Genomic DNA, 15,079 nt, shown 5'->3' with positions numbered 1-15,079 from the left:
CCTCCTTGGTCCGTTCCGTGGGTCAGAGCACGTCCATCGTGCTCCGAAGGGGACTCACGCCGCCACGCCTCAGCCGATGCGGTCGATGACCAGCGGCCGCCGGGTGACCGTCGTGCCGGGCGCGCCCACGACCACGCCCGAGGCGAGCGCCTCGCGCGCGCGTCCGAACCGCTCGGGGGTGTCGGTGTGCAGCGTGAGCAGCGGCTGTCCCGCGCGCACCGTGTCTCCCGGACGGGCGTGGATCTCGACGCCGGCGCCCGCCTGGACGGGGTCCTCCTTGCGCGCGCGGCCCGCGCCGAGACGCCATGCGGCGATCCCCACGGCGTAGGCGTCGAGGGTGGTCAGCACGCCGTCGGACTCCGCCACGACCTGCTCGGTCTCGTTCGCGACGGGCAGCTCCGCGTCCGGGTCGCCGCCCTGCGCCGTGATCATCGCGCGCCAGGCGTCCATCGCGCGGCCGTCCTGCAGCGCGGCCTCGACGTCTACGTCGGGCTTGCCGGCGGCCGCCAGCATCTCGCGCGCCAGGGCCACCGTGAGCTCGACGACGTCCGCCGGTCCCCCGCCGGCCAGCACCTCGACGGACTCGCGCACCTCCAGGGCGTTGCCCGCGGTCAGGCCCAGCGGCACGTCCATGTCGGTGAGGAGCGCGACGGTGCTCACGCCCGCGTCCGTGCCGAGCTCCACCATGGTGCGAGCCAGCTCCGCGGCGCGGTCCAGGTCCTTCATGAAGGCGCCCGACCCCACCTTGACGTCGAGCACGAGCGCACCGGTGCCCTCGGCGATCTTCTTGCTCATGATCGAGCTCGCGATCAGGGGGATCGCCTCGACCGTCCCGGTCACGTCCCGCAGCGCGTAGAGCTTGCGGTCGGCCGGCGCGAGGCCGGAGCCGGCCTGGCAGATGACGGCGCCGACGTCCTCCAGCTGGCGCATCATCTCGTCGTTGGTCAGCGCGGCCCGCCAGCCGGGGATCGACTCGAGCTTGTCGAGCGTGCCACCGGTGTGGCCGAGCCCGCGGCCCGACAGCTGCGGGACCGCGACGCCGAACACGGCGACCAGCGGCGCCAGCGGCAGCGTGATCTTGTCGCCGACGCCGCCCGTCGAGTGCTTGTCCGCCGTCGGGCGGCTCAGGTGCGCGAAGGACATGCGCTCGCCGGACGCGATCATCGCGGCGGTCCACCGCGCGATCTCCGCACGGTCCATCCCGTTGAGCAGGATCGCCATGGTGAGCGCCGACATCTGCTCCTCGGCCACGTCGCCCCGCGTGTAGGCGTCGATGACCCAGTCGATCTGCGCGTCCGAGAGGCGGTGGCCGTCACGCTTGGCGACGATCACCTCGACCGCGTCGAAGCTGTCCCGGCTCATGCGCGTTCCTCCAGGTCGGTGGGCCCGAACGCGTCGGGCAGCACCTCGGTCATCGGTCGGACGCCGCTGACGGTCTCGACCTGGAGCCGTGCCCCGCCGTGCTCCCACAGCAGCTGCCGGCACCGGCCGCACGGCATGAGCACGTTGCCGTGCCCGTCGACGCAGGTGAAAGCCACCAGGCGTCCGCCGCCGCCGACCACCAGGGCCGACACGAGCGAGCACTCGGCGCACAGCGTGACGCCGTAGCTCGCGTTCTCCACGTTGCAGCCGGCCACCACGCGCCCGTCGTCGACGAGCGCGGCCGCCCCCACCGGGAAGTGCGAGTAGGGCACGTAGGCCTTGCGCATGACGTCCCGCGCGGCGTCCCGCAGAGCGTCCCAGTCGATGTCCGTCACGGCACTCACTTCACGTAGGGGATGCCCTCGGCGGCGGGCGGGCGCACGCGCCCGACGAGACCGGCGACGGCGAAGATCGTCACGACGTACGGCGTCATGAGCATGATCTGGCTCGGGATCGGCGTGCCGATGATGCCCAGCACCACCTGCAGGTTGTCGGAGAACCCGAACAGCAGCGCCGCCGCCAGGGCGCCCACGGGGTTCCAGCGGCCCAGGATCATGGCGGCCAGGGCGATGAAGCCCTTGCCACCCGTCATCTCCTTGCCGAAGGCGAGCCCGGCGGCGACGGTGAAGAACGCGCCACCGAGGCCGGCCACGGCACCACCGAGCAGCGTGGCGCGCACGCGCGTGCGGTTCACCTTGATGCCCACCGTGTCGGCGGCCTTGGGGTGCTCCCCCACCGCCCGCAGGCGCAGCCCCCACCGGCTGCGGAAGACGAAGATCTGCAGCAGCGCGACGACGACGTACATGATGTAGACGAGGACCGTCTGGCGGAACAGCACGGGCCCGACGATGGGGATCTGGCTGAGCACCGGGATGTCGATGCTCGGCAGCTTGGGCGGCGAGTTGAACGTCGACGCGTCCGTCTTCAGCACGGTGGAGAACAGATAGCTCGTCACGCCGATCACGAGCACGTTGAGCACCACGCCGACGATGATCTGGTTGACGACGTACCTGATCGAGAACAGCACGAGCAGCGCGCCCACGAGCATCCCCGCGACGGGTGCCGCGATGAGCCCCACGTACGCCGAGCTGGTGATGGACGCGACGACCGCCGCGAGGAACGCCCCCGCCAGCAGCTGGCCCTCGATCGCGACGTTGATGATGCCGGAGCGCTCGCACAGCAGGCCCGCGAGCGATCCGAACACGAGCGGGATCGCGAGGAACAGCGAGCCCTGCAGCAGACCCGTGAGCGGCAGCGGCGAGTCCTTGCCCGCGTCGGCCCACGTGAGGAACGCCAGCACCACGACGATGCCGAAGACGATCGGCAGCCAGGCCCCGACCTTGCGGCGGTTGCGCGTCGCCTGCCAGGAGATGACGGCCAGCACCAGCGCGACGACGGACAGCACGATGGCGGTCGCCTTGGCCGGGACGGTGATGGGGTCGATCTGGAAGTAGTCCTTGCCGGTGGACAGGACGAACGTCGAGTCCTTGCCGGAGTCGGGCAGCAGGCCGAACAGCACCAGGCTGATCAAGCCGACGACGCCGTAGCCGATCGGCGCCTTCCAGCTGATCGGGGCGAGCGGCTTGGCCTTGTCGGGGGCGGTCGCCGCGGGCGTCACCGTCGTGGCGGTCATGCTGCCACCTCCTTCGTCGACGAGCGGGGCGTTCGCGGCCGGCGTGCGCCGGGAGCGGGCAGGCGGAACACGGCACGCACCAGGGGCGGCGCCGCGATGAACAGGACGACGAGCGACTGCACGACCAGCACGATGTCGATCGGCGTGCCGGTGCGCGCCTGCATCGCGAAGCCGCCGGCGCGCAGCGCGCCGAACAGGATGCCGGCCATGAACGTGCCCAGCGGCTTGGAGCGCCCGAGCAGGGCCACCGTGATGGCGTCGAACCCGAAGCTGGCGGCCACGTCGGCCGTCAGCACCTTGTCGGTGCCCAGCACCTGCGCCGAGCCGGCCAGGCCGGCGAGCGCACCGGCCGTGACCATGACCCAGATGTACGCCGAGTTCACCGAGATGCCGGCCGTCCGCGCCGCGTGCGGGTTGGAGCCCACGGCGCGCCACTTGAAGCCGATGGTCGAGCGGCCCATGAGCCACCACACGAAGACGGCGGCCAGGATCGCGACGATGAAGCCCGCGTGCAGCCGGAACTGGTCGCCCAGCAGCAGCGGGTACTGCGCGGACTCCGGGATGGGCGGCGAGATGGGGTTGGAGCTCCCCGGGTTCTGGAACGGCGTGGTGGTCAGCAGGTAGGCGATCAGGTAGACCGCGATGCTGTTGAGCATGATCGTGACGATCACCTCGTGAGCACCCGTGCGCGCCTTGAGCACGCCGGCGATCCCGGCCCACATGCCGCCGCCGATCGCTGCGCCGATCACGGCCAGCAGCAGGTGCAGCGGGAAGGGCAGGTCGAACGTGAAGCCGATGTACCCCGCAAACACCGCACCGAGGATGATCTGGCCCTGGGCGCCGATGTTGAACAGGCCGGCGCGGAAGCCGATGCCCAGGCCGAGGCCGGCCAGGATGAGCGGCGTGGAGACCGTCAGTGTCTCCGTGAGCGGCTTGATCGCCTTGGCGAAGGTGGCGGCCGTCGGGTCGAACACCGCTCCCTGGAACAGCGCGACGTAGGCGCTGGACACCGCGTCCCACGCCGCGCTGAAGAAGTCGGCCGGCCGGGCGAAGAAGTAGACCGCGGCGTCCTGGACCTCCTGGTCGGCGGCCGCGATGAGCACGCCGCTGATGACCAGCGCGAGCACGATCGCGAGCGTGGTGACCACCCAGCTGCTCGACATGATCTCGCGCAGGATGCCCTGGCCGCGGTTCTCGTCGGGGCCGGTGGCGAGCGGCGCGGTGCCGGTGTCGGCGGGCGGCGGGACCGCCGCGTCGGGCAGGGGGGGCGTGGTGGGGCTCACCGGCCGGCCTCCTCGTCGGGCTGGGTGGTGGGCGTCGGGGTGGGTGCGGCCGGGGCAGGGGCCGCGGCGCTCGCCGGGGCGTCCGGTGCCGTCGCGCTCGCCGGGGCGTCCGGTGCCGTCGCGCTCGCCGGGGCGTCCGGTGCCGTGGCCTCGAGGTCCAGCTCCCCGAGCACCGTGTGGTGCTCGGCGGCCTGGGCCTGCGCGTCCTCGAGCGGGACCCCGGCCATCATCAGGCCGAGAACGTCGCGGTCGGTGTCGCCGGGCACGATCCCGACGATCCGGCCGCGGTACATCACCAGGATGCGGTCGGCCAGCGCCAGGACCTCGTCGAGCTCGGTCGAGACGATGATCACCGGGGTGCCGTTGTCCCGCTCGCGCACGATCCGCGAGTGCACGAACTCGATGGACCCCACGTCGAGGCCGCGCGTGGGCTGCGACGCGATGAGCAGCCGCAGCGGCCGGCTCATCTCGCGCGCGAGCACCACCTTCTGCTGGTTGCCGCCCGAGAGCGTGCCGGCCGGCGCGTGCACAGACGGCGTCCGGACGTCGAACTCGACCGTGCGCTGCTCGGCGTTGGCCAGCACCTTGGCGGGGTTGAGGGAGACGCCGCGCGCGAAGGGCGCCTGGTCGTGCAGGTCGAGCACCAGGTTCTCGGCCACGGAGAACTCCGCCACGATGCCGTCGACCGTGCGGTCCTCGGGCACGAAGCCCACGCCGGCCCGGAGCACCTGCGAGACGGACCGGCCGATCAGCTCGGTGCCGTCCAGCCGGAACGAGCCCGCGACCGGCGACTCGAGCCCGAGCATGACCTCGGTGAGCTCGGTCTGCCCGTTGCCCTGCACACCGGCGATCGCCAGGATCTCGCCGCGCGAGACGTCGAAGCTCACGGCGTCCAGCTGGCGCACGCCGGCGGCATCGATGACGCTCAGCTCGCGCACCTGGACGGTCGCCTCGCCGGGCTGCGCGACCGCCTTGGTCACGCCCAGCTCCACGGAGCGGCCGACCATGAGCGACGCGAGCTCCGTCTCGGACTCGGTGGGCTCGGCGGTGCCGACCACCTTGCCGCGCCGGATGACCGTGATGCGGTCCGCGACGGCGCGGACCTCACGCAGCTTGTGCGTGATGAAGACGATGGACGTGCCCGACTCCTTGAGCTGGCGCATGATCGCGATCAGCTCGTCGGTCTCCTGCGGCGTGAGCACGGCGGTCGGCTCGTCCAGGATGAGCACCTTCGCGCTGCGCGACAGGGCCTTGATGATCTCGACACGCTGCTGCGCGCCCACCGGGAGGTCCTCGACGAGGGCGTCGGGGTTGACGTCGAACCCGAACCGGTCCGAGATCTCCTTGACCCGGCGGCGGGCCTCCGCCACGTCGATCAGGCCGCCGCCCTTGGTGGGCTCGTGCCCCAGCGCGACGTTCTCCGCGACCGTGAACACGGGCACGAGCATGAAGTGCTGGTGCACCATGCCGATCCCCGCGGCCATCGCGTCGCCCGGGCCGACGAACGTCCGAGCGGTGTCGTCGACGCGGATCTCGCCCTCGTCCGGGTCGTACAGCCCGTACAGCACGTTCATGAGCGTGCTCTTGCCGGCGCCGTTCTCGCCCAGCAGCGCATGGATCTCACCGGGCTCGACCACCAGGTCGATGTGGTCGTTGGCCACCAGCGTGCCGAACCGCTTGGTGATGCCGCGCAGCTCCAGCTTCACGAGGTCACGCCCCTTCGCGTCGATGTCTGCACCCTATCGGCGCGGGGGTCCCGCGGCGGTGCGACGTGGTGTGCCGGCGCGACGTGCTGCGCCGGGCATGACGGTGGCCCGGGCCGTCGGGCCCGGGCCACCCCCATCAGGTCAGTTCTGGCTTGGCGACTCGACCTTCAGCTCACCGCTGATGATCTGCTGCTTGAGCTCCTCGACCTTGGTCTTCACCTCGGCCGGGACCTTGGAGTCGAGGTCGTGGAACGGCGCGATGTCGATGCCCTTGTTCTCGAGCGTGCCGACGTACGGCTCGGACGAGAAGCTGCCCTTCGAGGCCTGGTCGACCGTGTCGAACACGGACTGGCCGATCTCCTTGATGACCGAGGTGAGGACGATCGACTTGTAGTCCGGCGCGGTGTTGTACCAGTCGGCGTCGACGCCGACGATCATCACGTCGCCCGCGTCCTTCGCGGCCGCGGCGGCACCCAGGCCGACGGGGCCGGCAACGGGCATGATCACGTCAGCGCCCTGGTCGATGAAGCCCTTGGCGATGTTCTGGCCCTTGGACTGGTCCTCGAAGTCGCCCGTGAACGAGCCCTTCTGCTGGTCCTTGTTCCAGCCGAGCACCTTCACGGTCTTGGAGAAGTCCTTGTTGTACTGCGCCACGCCGTCGGCGAAACCGTCCATGAAGATCGAGACGGACGGGATCTGGATGCCGCCGAACGTCGCCACCGTGCCCGTGGCGCTGGTGCCCGCCGCGACGTAGCCGGCGAGGAAGGCAGCCTCCTGCGTGTTGAAGAGCAGCGGCTTGCCGTTCTCCAGCGTGACGGGGACCGGGGGGTCGTTCTTCGTGGCGCCCGGGTCCGAGAAGGACGAGTCGACCAGACCGAAGTCGACGTCCGGGTTGGCGACCGCAGCAGCCTGGATCGGGTCCTCCAGGAGGAACCCGACGCCGATGATGAGGTTGCACTTGTCGGCGAGCAGCTGCTCGATGTTCGGCGTGAAGTCCGTCGCAGCGGTCGACTCGACCTTGTTGACGGTGACCCCGAGCTCCGAGCCGGCACGGTCCAGGCCCTCGGCGCCGGACTGGTTGAACGACTTGTCCTCGAAGCCGCCCGAGTCCGAGACCATGCAGGCCTTGTAGTCGACGGCGCCGGCCGAGGCGCTGGTGCTGGGCTCTGCGCTCGAGCTGGGCGTGGTCGCCTCGTCCTCGGGGGCGCTGCCACATGCGGCGAGCGCGAGGGCGACGGCCCCGCTGAGCGCGGCCACACGGATGATCTTGTTCACGCGGAACTCCTGGGTCTCGTGAGCAGGCCGGCGTCGTGAGGTCCACGCGGCGTCGCGGTGGGCGGTGGCCGGTCGCGAGCGCGCGGACGACCCGTCCGGCGTTGATATCCCGGACTCTAACCAGCGCCACGTGACGTGCTTGTTACCGGGGGGTAGCGGCCGTTGTTCGTTACAGATTTGGTATCGACGGCCAGAGTGCGGACGCAGCCGTCCCGTCATGCGGGACCACCCACCTCGATCGCGGCAGGCGACGGCGGCGACGGGTTCGACCGCCCGCCTCCCCTCGCACGGGTGCGGCTAGGCCGGTCGGGTGACGTCAGGGCAAACCGGACCAACCGGCACAGGCCGCGTGATTGACTCCACAGGCCCATCACTTGACAAAGGGGAATCAACATGGCAATTGCAACACGCGCACGCGCCGGCCTCGCCGCCGCTGCCGTCCTCGCCGGCCTCGCCGTTCCGGTCGCGCTGGCGGCTCCCGCCTCCGCATCGTCCTGTGCAGCGATCTCGTACAGCGTCAGCGCGTGCTCGACGGTCACGGCCGTCAACGCGACGAGCTTCAAGGTCGCCTACCGCGACTCCGCCATGAACGGGCTCTCGTCCACCGCCACACTGGAGTGCAAGGCGGAGAGCACGACCTCGTCGACCTACTCGGTGAGCGCCACGGTCGAGGCCAAGGTCAAGGCAGCGATCTTCGCCGAGTTCACCGCCTCCGTGACGGGCGGCGTCTCCCAGAGCATGACGTCGACGTACGGCTCCACCGTGAAGATCGACGTGCCGGCCAACTCGACGCGCTACTGCACGTACGGGATCTACGTGCCGAAGATCACCGGCTACACCTCCTACGACGCGTACAGCGCCGGCAAGTACACGCACGTCAAGACGGTCAACTGGACCTCCACCGCACCGCAGCGGTTGGGCTGGAAGCTCACGAGCACGCCGATCTGATCTCCCATGCCCGTCCTGCCAGCACACAGGCGACGCGCCTGGGTCGCCGCCGCGATGGCGTCAGTCATCGCGGCGGCGGCCGCCGCGTGCAGCCACGGCCCAGCGACCGAGGCCGCGCCCCGCCCGACCACGCGCAGCTCCCACAGCGCCGCTCCGTCCGAGCAGCCCGTCCCCATCGCCCCGTTCGCAGAGTCGGTGGGTGGCCGGACACGGCTCGTCCTGGACGAGCACGAGAAGCTCGCGGCCTCCCTGGGCGGTGACGACTCCTCCGTCGTGCTGCCGAGCGGCGGCTTCACGCTCTACGGCCTGTGCCAGGGGCCCACGCCCGTCACTCTCACGTTCGTGGACGAGACCGATCCGTTCTGGATCGTCCCGTGCGACGGACTGCCGTCCCGTCTGCGGGGGTCCGGGGCGGTGGAGCGTCGTGCCGCGGTGTCCGGCCAGGCGGACGCCGAGTGGGAGGTGCTCGTCGCCGTGCCGGACATCGCCCCCTCCTCCTCGGAGGACTGACAGCGCCCTCGACCGGGCGTCAGGGCTGTGCGTGCGCGGGCCCGCCGGCAAGCACGGCGGTCCGGGCCAGCAGCAGCGCCCCGGCCTCGATCGCGCGCTCGTCCACCCGGAGGTCGCCCTGGTGGATGTCGTACGTGACCCCGCCGGGCGTGCGGGTGCCCAGCCTGGCCATCGCCCCGGGCACCTTGGTCAGGTACCAGGCGAAGTCCTCGCCGCCCAGCGACTGCTCGGTGAGCAGCACCGACTCGGCGCCCAGGACGTCGCGCGCGGCCGCCTCGAGGATCCCGGTCGAGCGCTCGTCGTTCTCCACGGGCGGCACGCCGCGGTGGTGGACGATCTCCGCCTCGACGCCCAGCGGTCCCACCACCTGCTCCACCGCGGAGTGGAACACCTCGGACGCCTTCTGCCACGCCCGCACGTCCAGGCAGCGCAGCGTCCCCTTCACCGTGCCGGTGGACGGGATGGCGTTGTGGGCCGTCCCCGCGGCGACGGCGCCCCAGGTGAGGTTGACGCCCGAGCGCGGGTCGAGCCTGCGGCCGAGGATCGCGGGCACCTGCGTGATGACCTGACCGAGGGCGAACACCACGTCCCCCGTGAGGTGCGGGCGGGACGTGTGCCCGCCCGCGCCGGTCAGCGTGACCTGCACCTCGTCGCTCGCGGACGTGATGGGCCCGATGCGCGTGCCCACCTGCCCGACGTCCACCTTGGGGTCGCAGTGCACCCCGAAGATCCGCGCCACGCCGTCGAGGCCTCCCTGGGCGATCACGTCCAGCGAGCCGCCCGGCTGCACCTCCTCGGCCGGCTGGAAGATCAGGCGCACGCCGGTCGCGAGCCCACCGGCCTCGGCGAGCTCGGCGAGCGCGAGCCCGGCGCCGAGCACCACGGCGGTGTGCACGTCGTGCCCGCACGCGTGCGCGATGCCGCGATGGGTCGACGACCACGGCAGCCCGCACGTGTCGTTCACCGGCAGCGCGTCGATGTCGGCCCGCAGGCCGATCCGTCGGCCGCTCACGGGACCGATGTCGCACAGCACGCCCGAGCCGGGCAGCAGCCGGGGGCTCAGGCCCGCCTGCCGCAGCCGGTCGGCGACGACGCGCGAGGTCCGCTCCTCGGTGCGGGCCAGCTCCGGGTGGGCGTGGATGTCACGCCGGATCGCGACGAGCTCGTCGCGCAGCGACGCGAGCGTGGCGGTCAGCCGAGCCGTGCCGGGCGTCGCGGGCGCGGGACGCAGGTCGGCGAGCGCGGGCGTGCTCGGCGCGGGCTCGACGGGGTCGGAGGGCGTGGGCTCAGCAGACACGCCTTCGAGGTTATCCCTCCGCGCCTCGCCGTCGAGCGGCGTCCCAGCACGGGGACCGCCCCGGGCGCGCGGGGCGGCGCGACGAGCGTCAGAGCAGGTCGTCGCGGCCGCCGGCCCGCCAGGCGTCGACCGCGGACTTCACGTCCTGCGCGCACGAGCGGGTGGTCACCAGCACGGCGTCCGGGGTGTCGACGACGACGGCCTCGGGGAGCCCGATCACCGTGACCGATCGCCCGCCCGCCGGCGCCACGAACGACCCGCTCGCCGCCAGGCGCACCACGTCGTCGGCGTCGCCGAGGGTCACGCCGTCCGGCCCGGCGGGCACCAGCCGGGCGAGGGAGGCGAAGTCGCCCACGTCGTCCCACGCGAACTCCCCGGGCACCACCGCGACGCCGCCCGCCGCGGCGACGGGCTCCGCGATCGCGTGGTCGATGGCGATCTTGGTAAGTCCCGGCCAGAGCCGACCGAGCACCTCGCCGCGAGCGGCGGTGTCCCACGCGGCGGCGATCTCGCGCAGGCCGGACGCGAGAGCGGGCAGCTGGGCGGCGAGGTGGTCGAGCAGCACGCCCACGCGCACGATGAACATGCCGGCGTTCCAGCGGTACTCCCCCGTCGCGAGGTAGGCCGCGGCCGTCTCCTCGTCGGGCTTCTCCGTGAAGCCCTGGACGTGCTGCGCGCTCGGTGCGTCGTCGACGCCGAGCGGCGCGCCCGCCCGGATGTAGCCGAACGCGGTGGACGGGCCCGACGCAGTGATGCCGATCGTGGCCACGAACCCCGCACGCGCGGCGGCCACGCCCTCGCGGACCGCCCCCTCGAACGCCTCGGTCCCGCTGATCACGTGGTCGGCCGCGAACGAGCCGAGCACGACGTCGTCGCCGTGCCGCTGCTGCAGCACCGCGGCGGCCAGCCCGACGGCCGCCATGGAGTCTCGGGGGGACGGCTCGGCGAGCAGCCGTCCGGCCTCGCCGTCGAGCCCGGGCACCTGCGCGGCGACGGCGGCTGCGTGGCGCTCGCCCGTCACCACCAGCACCCCGTCCGCACCCGTGAGCGGGACCAGCCGGTCGACGGTCGCCTGCAGCAGGGTGCGACCCGAGCCGGTGAGGTCCAGCAGGAACTTCGGCCGGGCCGCGCGGGACAGCGGCCACAGACGGGTGCCCGCACCGCCTGCGGGGACGACGGCATGGAACCCAGGGATCGGCGTGGACATGCGGGCCAGGCTAGCGATCCGCGCGCGCCGGGTGCTGCGACCCGCACCGGACGCCGCTATGTGCGACCCGGCGCGGGCGGTGCCTCGACCTCGGTATCGGCAACCCCGTCTCGCCGTGTGGACTTCCTCACAGCGGAGGACCAAAGGCCCATGCGGAGGCGGCGCGTCAACCAGGTGTCTATACAGTGAGAGCGACAGACACGAGCTCCGACGAGGCCGTCGGCGACCGTGGCTCTACCTCTCACTCGCCAGGAGGCCCCCCAAGTGCCCGCAGCGCCCCCCGCGCCGCCGCGCAAAGCGCCGGCCGGAACCCTCTACCGAGGACGTGAAGGCATGTGGTCGTGGGTCGCGCACCGCGTGACCGGTGTCGCGATCTTCTTCTTCCTCCTCGTGCACGTCCTCGACACGTCGCTGGTGCGCGTCTCCCCCGAGTCCTACAACGACGTGATCGGCACGTACAAGAACCCGATCATGGGCCTCGGCGAGGCCGGCCTCGTGGCCGCCATCGTGTTCCACGCCTTCAACGGCATCCGGATCATCCTGGTCGACTTCTGGGCCAAGGGGCCCCGCTACCAGCGCACGATGCTCTGGATCGTGGTCGGCCTGTTCGTCCTGACCATGGCCGGCTTCCTGCCGCGCCACCTCATGCACGTGTTCGGGGGCGAGTGATGACCGCGATCGCCGACCCGAAGGCGCCGCGCCCGCCGCGCGCCAGGCCCAGCCGGCTGACCACGCGCGGCAACACCGAGCTGTACGGCTGGGTGTTCATGCGCGCCTCGGGCGTCGTGCTGCTGGTGCTGATCTTCGGCCACCTGTTCGTCAACCTCTGGGCGGGCGACGGGGTCAAGGCCATCGACTTCGGCTTCGTCGCCGGCAAGTGGGCCGACCCGATCTGGCAGGTCTGGGACCTGCTGATGCTCTGGCTCGCCATGATCCACGGCACCAACGGCGTGCGGACGATCATCAACGACTACGCGGAGCGCGACGGCACGCGGCTGGTCCTCAAGAGCCTGCTCTACCTCGCCTTCCTGGTGACCGTCGTGCTGGGCACGCTCGTGATCTTCACGTTCAACCCGTGCCCCGACGCCGCGCCCGACCTCCTGCCGTCGTTCTGCACGGCCAGGTAACGACTAAGGACAACGATGCAGATCCATCAGTACGACGTCGTCATCGTCGGCGCGGGCGGTGCGGGCATGCGCGCGGCGCTCGAGTCGTCGACCCGCGTCCGCACGGCCGTCATCTCCAAGCTGTACCCCACCCGGTCCCACACCGGCGCGGCGCAGGGTGGCATGTGCGCCGCCCTGGCCAACGTCGAGGAGGACAACTGGGAGTGGCACACGTTCGACACTGTCAAGGGCGGTGACTACCTGGTGGACCAGGACGCCGCCGAGGTGATGGCCAAGGAGGCCATCGACGCGGTGCTCGACCTGGAGAAGATGGGGCTGCCGTTCAACCGCACGCCCGAGGGCCGGATCGACCAGCGCCGCTTCGGCGGGCACACGCGCAACCACGGCGAGGCCGCCGTGCGCCGGTCCTGCTACGCGGCGGACCGCACGGGTCACATGATCCTGCAGACCCTGTACCAGCAGTGCGTGAAGAACGAGGTCGAGTTCTTCAACGAGTTCTACGTCCTCGACCTGCTGGTCGACCACGACCTCGCCGCGGGCCACGTGCCCGAGGGCGAGGAGGTCACCGTGAGTGGCGTCGTCGCGTACGAGCTGGCGACGGGCGAGATCCACGTGTTCCGGGCCAAGTCCGTGGTCCTGGCCACGGGCGGCGCGGGCAAGATCTTCAAGACGACCTCCAACGCGCACACCCTCACGGGCGACGGCATGGCGCTCGCCTACCGCCGCGGCATCCCGCTCGAGGACATGGAGTTCTTCCAGTTCCACCCGACCGGTCTCGCGGGCCTGGGCATCCTGCTCTCGGAGGCCGCTCGCGGCGAGGGCGCGATCCTGCGCAACTCCGAGGGCGAGCGCTTCATGGAGCGCTACGCACCGACGATCAAGGACCTGGCCCCGCGCGACATCGTCGCCCGGTCGATGGCCAACGAGGTGCGCGAGGGCCGCGGCGCGGGGCCCAACAAGGACTACGTCTTGCTGGACCTCACGCACCTCGAGCCAGCGCACATCGACGCCAAGCTGCCCGACATCACGGAGTTCGCGCGTACCTACCTGGGCGTCGAGCCGTACACCGAGCCGGTGCCCGTGTACCCGACGGCGCACTACGCGATGGGCGGCGTGCCCACCAACATCGAGGCGCAGGTGCTGCGCAACGAGACCGACGTGATCCGCGGCCTGTTCGCCGCGGGCGAGGTCGCGTGCGTGAGCGTGCACGGCTCCAACCGCCTGGGCACCAACTCGCTCCTCGACATCAACGTGTTCGGCAAGCGGGCGGGCATCTCCGCGGCGGCCTACGCCGTCGACGCCGAGTTCGTCGAGCTCCCGGAGGACCCCGCCGCGACCGTGACGGCGGGCCTGGAGCTGATCCGCACCCGCCCCGACGGCGAGCGCGTGGCGGACATCCGCAAGGCCCTGCAGGAGTCGATGGACCTCAACGCGCAGGTGTTCCGCACCAAGGAGTCGCTCACGCAGGCGCTCGAGGACATCAAGGCGCTGCGCAAGCGGTACCTGTCCGTGTCCGTGCAGGACAAGAGCCGGACGTTCAACACCGACCTCCTCGAGGCCGTTGAGCTGGGCTTCCTCATCGACATCGCCGAGACCGTCGTCGTCGGCGCGCTCAACCGCGAGGAGTCGCGCGGCGGGCACTTCCGCGAGGACTTCCCCAAGCGCGACGACGAGGGCTTCATGAAGCACACGATGGCCTACCGCCGTCCCCTGCCGACCGACGGGCACCGCCAGTGGGGCGGCGGCGACGGCGACACCGAGGGCCGCTTCGCCTACTCCGAGGTCTTCGACGACTACCAGCTGGTGCTGGGGTCGAAGCCCGTCACCATGACCCGCTACCAGCCGATGGAGCGTAAGTACTGATGACCGCCGTTCTCGACGCCCCCGCAGAGGTCGGCGCCATCCCGTCGTTCACCGTGACGCTGCGCGTGATGCGCTACCTGCCGGGCGATGACGGCCTCACGCCCGTCGCCCACTGGGACGAGTTCCAGGTGCTGTGCCACGGCACCGACCGCGTGCTCGACGCGCTGCACAAGGTCAAGTGGGAGCAGGACGGCTCGCTCACGTTCCGCCGCTCGTGCGCGCACGGCGTGTGCGGCTCGGACGCGATGCGCATCAACGGCCGCAACCGCCTGGCGTGCAAGACGCTGCTCAAGGACCTCGACCCGTCCAAGCCGATCACGGTCGAGCCCATCAAGGGCCTCCCCGTGATCAAGGACCTCGTGGTCGACATGGAGCCGTTCTTCGCCAGCTACCGCGAGATCATGCCGTTCCTCATCACCACGGGGAACGAGCCGACCAAGGAGCGCCTGCAGTCGGCCGAGCAGCGCGAGCGGTTCGACGACACCACCAAGTGCATCCTGTGCGCGGCGTGCACGTCGTCGTGCCCGGTCTTCTGGACCGACGGCCAGTACTTCGGGCCCGCCGCGATCGTCAACGCGCATCGGTTCATCTTCGACAGCCGCGACGAGGGAGGCGCCCAGCGCCTCGAGATCCTCAACGACAAGGAGGGCGTGTGGCGCTGCCGCACGACCTTCAACTGCACCGAGGCCTGCCCCCGCGGCATCGAGGTCACCAAGGCGATCCAGGAGGTCAAGCGCGCGATGATCACCCGCGCGTTCTGAGTCTCCGCACGACGAGGGCCCCGTTCCGGCGGGGCCTTCGTCATACC

Annotated in this window: 14 protein-coding genes; 6 read left to right on the top strand and 8 right to left on the bottom strand. The window is 71.3% G+C overall.

Annotated features, from left to right (window positions below; all coding sequences use genetic code 11):
• Nucleotides 1-69: 69 nt before the first annotated feature.
• From QRT05_RS05800 to QRT05_RS05775, 6 genes are all read right to left on the bottom strand, one after another.
• Nucleotides 70-1,362, bottom strand: coding sequence for a thymidine phosphorylase (locus tag QRT05_RS05800; protein WP_289445994.1), 1,293 nt, complete (start codon nucleotides 1,360-1,362; stop codon nucleotides 70-72).
• Nucleotides 1,359-1,757: a cytidine deaminase gene (locus QRT05_RS05795; protein ID WP_289445993.1), complete on the bottom strand. Its 399-nt coding sequence runs from the start codon at nucleotides 1,755-1,757 to the stop codon at nucleotides 1,359-1,361. Before QRT05_RS05795 ends, QRT05_RS05800 begins: the two co-directional genes overlap by 4 nt.
• A 5-nt stretch (nucleotides 1,758-1,762) precedes the next feature.
• Complete coding sequence (locus QRT05_RS05790) at nucleotides 1,763-3,055, bottom strand: ABC transporter permease (protein ID WP_289445992.1); 1,293 nt, start codon at nucleotides 3,053-3,055, stop codon at nucleotides 1,763-1,765.
• Nucleotides 3,052-4,338: an ABC transporter permease gene (locus QRT05_RS05785; protein ID WP_407650298.1), complete on the bottom strand. Its 1,287-nt coding sequence runs from the start codon at nucleotides 4,336-4,338 to the stop codon at nucleotides 3,052-3,054. The genes QRT05_RS05790 and QRT05_RS05785 overlap by 4 nt, the downstream gene beginning before the upstream one ends.
• The gene (locus QRT05_RS05780) at nucleotides 4,335-6,044 is read right to left on the bottom strand and encodes an ABC transporter ATP-binding protein (RefSeq protein WP_289445991.1); all 1,710 of its coding nucleotides are present in this window, start codon (nucleotides 6,042-6,044) and stop codon (nucleotides 4,335-4,337) included. Before QRT05_RS05780 ends, QRT05_RS05785 begins: the two co-directional genes overlap by 4 nt.
• 141 nt (nucleotides 6,045-6,185) lie before the next feature.
• Complete coding sequence (locus QRT05_RS05775) at nucleotides 6,186-7,319, bottom strand: BMP family lipoprotein (protein ID WP_289445990.1); 1,134 nt, start codon at nucleotides 7,317-7,319, stop codon at nucleotides 6,186-6,188.
• Between the two features lie 393 nt (nucleotides 7,320-7,712).
• On the opposite strand from QRT05_RS05775, the gene QRT05_RS05770 reads away from it, so the two are divergent.
• Nucleotides 7,713-8,267, top strand: coding sequence for a hypothetical protein (locus QRT05_RS05770; protein ID WP_289445989.1), 555 nt, complete (start codon nucleotides 7,713-7,715; stop codon nucleotides 8,265-8,267).
• A gap of 54 nt (nucleotides 8,268-8,321) precedes the next feature.
• On the top strand, nucleotides 8,322-8,777 hold the full coding sequence (locus QRT05_RS05765; RefSeq protein ID WP_289445988.1) for a hypothetical protein: 456 nt from the start codon (nucleotides 8,322-8,324) through the stop codon (nucleotides 8,775-8,777).
• Between the two features lie 19 nt (nucleotides 8,778-8,796).
• Here QRT05_RS05765 and QRT05_RS05760 read toward each other — a convergent pair whose 3' ends face one another.
• Nucleotides 8,797-10,074, bottom strand: coding sequence for an amidohydrolase (locus QRT05_RS05760; protein WP_407650297.1), 1,278 nt, complete (start codon nucleotides 10,072-10,074; stop codon nucleotides 8,797-8,799).
• A gap of 88 nt (nucleotides 10,075-10,162) precedes the next feature.
• Complete coding sequence (locus QRT05_RS05755; protein WP_289445987.1) at nucleotides 10,163-11,281, bottom strand: mannose-1-phosphate guanylyltransferase; 1,119 nt, start codon at nucleotides 11,279-11,281, stop codon at nucleotides 10,163-10,165.
• Between the two features lie 264 nt (nucleotides 11,282-11,545).
• Between QRT05_RS05755 and sdhC the strand changes: the two genes are divergently transcribed.
• From sdhC to QRT05_RS05735, 4 genes are read left to right on the top strand one after another with little or no spacing between them, the layout of a single operon-like run.
• Nucleotides 11,546-11,950, top strand: a complete 405-nt coding sequence (gene sdhC, locus QRT05_RS05750) for a succinate dehydrogenase, cytochrome b556 subunit (protein WP_289445986.1) — start codon at nucleotides 11,546-11,548, stop codon at nucleotides 11,948-11,950.
• Nucleotides 11,950-12,408, top strand: a complete 459-nt coding sequence (locus QRT05_RS05745; RefSeq protein ID WP_289445985.1) for a succinate dehydrogenase hydrophobic membrane anchor subunit — start codon at nucleotides 11,950-11,952, stop codon at nucleotides 12,406-12,408. The genes sdhC and QRT05_RS05745 overlap by 1 nt, the downstream gene beginning before the upstream one ends.
• 15 nt (nucleotides 12,409-12,423) lie before the next feature.
• Entirely contained in the window at nucleotides 12,424-14,271 is a 1,848-nt protein-coding gene (gene sdhA, locus QRT05_RS05740) for a succinate dehydrogenase flavoprotein subunit (RefSeq protein ID WP_289445984.1), read from the top strand.
• On the top strand, nucleotides 14,271-15,032 hold the full coding sequence (locus tag QRT05_RS05735; RefSeq protein WP_289445983.1) for a succinate dehydrogenase iron-sulfur subunit: 762 nt from the start codon (nucleotides 14,271-14,273) through the stop codon (nucleotides 15,030-15,032). The genes sdhA and QRT05_RS05735 overlap by 1 nt, the downstream gene beginning before the upstream one ends.
• Nucleotides 15,033-15,079 lie beyond the last annotated feature (47 nt).

The organism is Cellulomonas edaphi (assembly GCF_030362815.1).
GTDB classification, from domain to species: domain Bacteria; phylum Actinomycetota; class Actinomycetes; order Actinomycetales; family Cellulomonadaceae; genus Cellulomonas; species Cellulomonas edaphi.
Note: the sequence above shows the minus strand (reverse complement) of the source record. Positions and strands in the feature narration are given on the sequence as shown.

Bases quoted from the DNA above. Each gene is read 5' to 3' on its own strand.
- QRT05_RS05800 (WP_289445994.1), bottom strand. From the start codon at position 1,362: ATGAGCCGGGACAGCTTCGACGCGGTCGAGGTGATCGTCGCCAAGCGT.
- sdhA (WP_289445984.1), top strand. From the start codon at position 12,424: ATGCAGATCCATCAGTACGACGTCGTCATCGTCGGCGCGGGCGGTGCG.
- QRT05_RS05770 (WP_289445989.1), top strand. From the start codon at position 7,713: ATGGCAATTGCAACACGCGCACGCGCCGGCCTCGCCGCCGCTGCCGTC.
- QRT05_RS05735 (WP_289445983.1), top strand. From the start codon at position 14,271: ATGACCGCCGTTCTCGACGCCCCCGCAGAGGTCGGCGCCATCCCGTCG.
- QRT05_RS05745 (WP_289445985.1), top strand. From the start codon at position 11,950: ATGACCGCGATCGCCGACCCGAAGGCGCCGCGCCCGCCGCGCGCCAGG.
- QRT05_RS05790 (WP_289445992.1), bottom strand. From the start codon at position 3,055: ATGACCGCCACGACGGTGACGCCCGCGGCGACCGCCCCCGACAAGGCC.
- QRT05_RS05755 (WP_289445987.1), bottom strand. From the start codon at position 11,281: ATGTCCACGCCGATCCCTGGGTTCCATGCCGTCGTCCCCGCAGGCGGT.
- QRT05_RS05765 (WP_289445988.1), top strand. From the start codon at position 8,322: ATGGCGTCAGTCATCGCGGCGGCGGCCGCCGCGTGCAGCCACGGCCCA.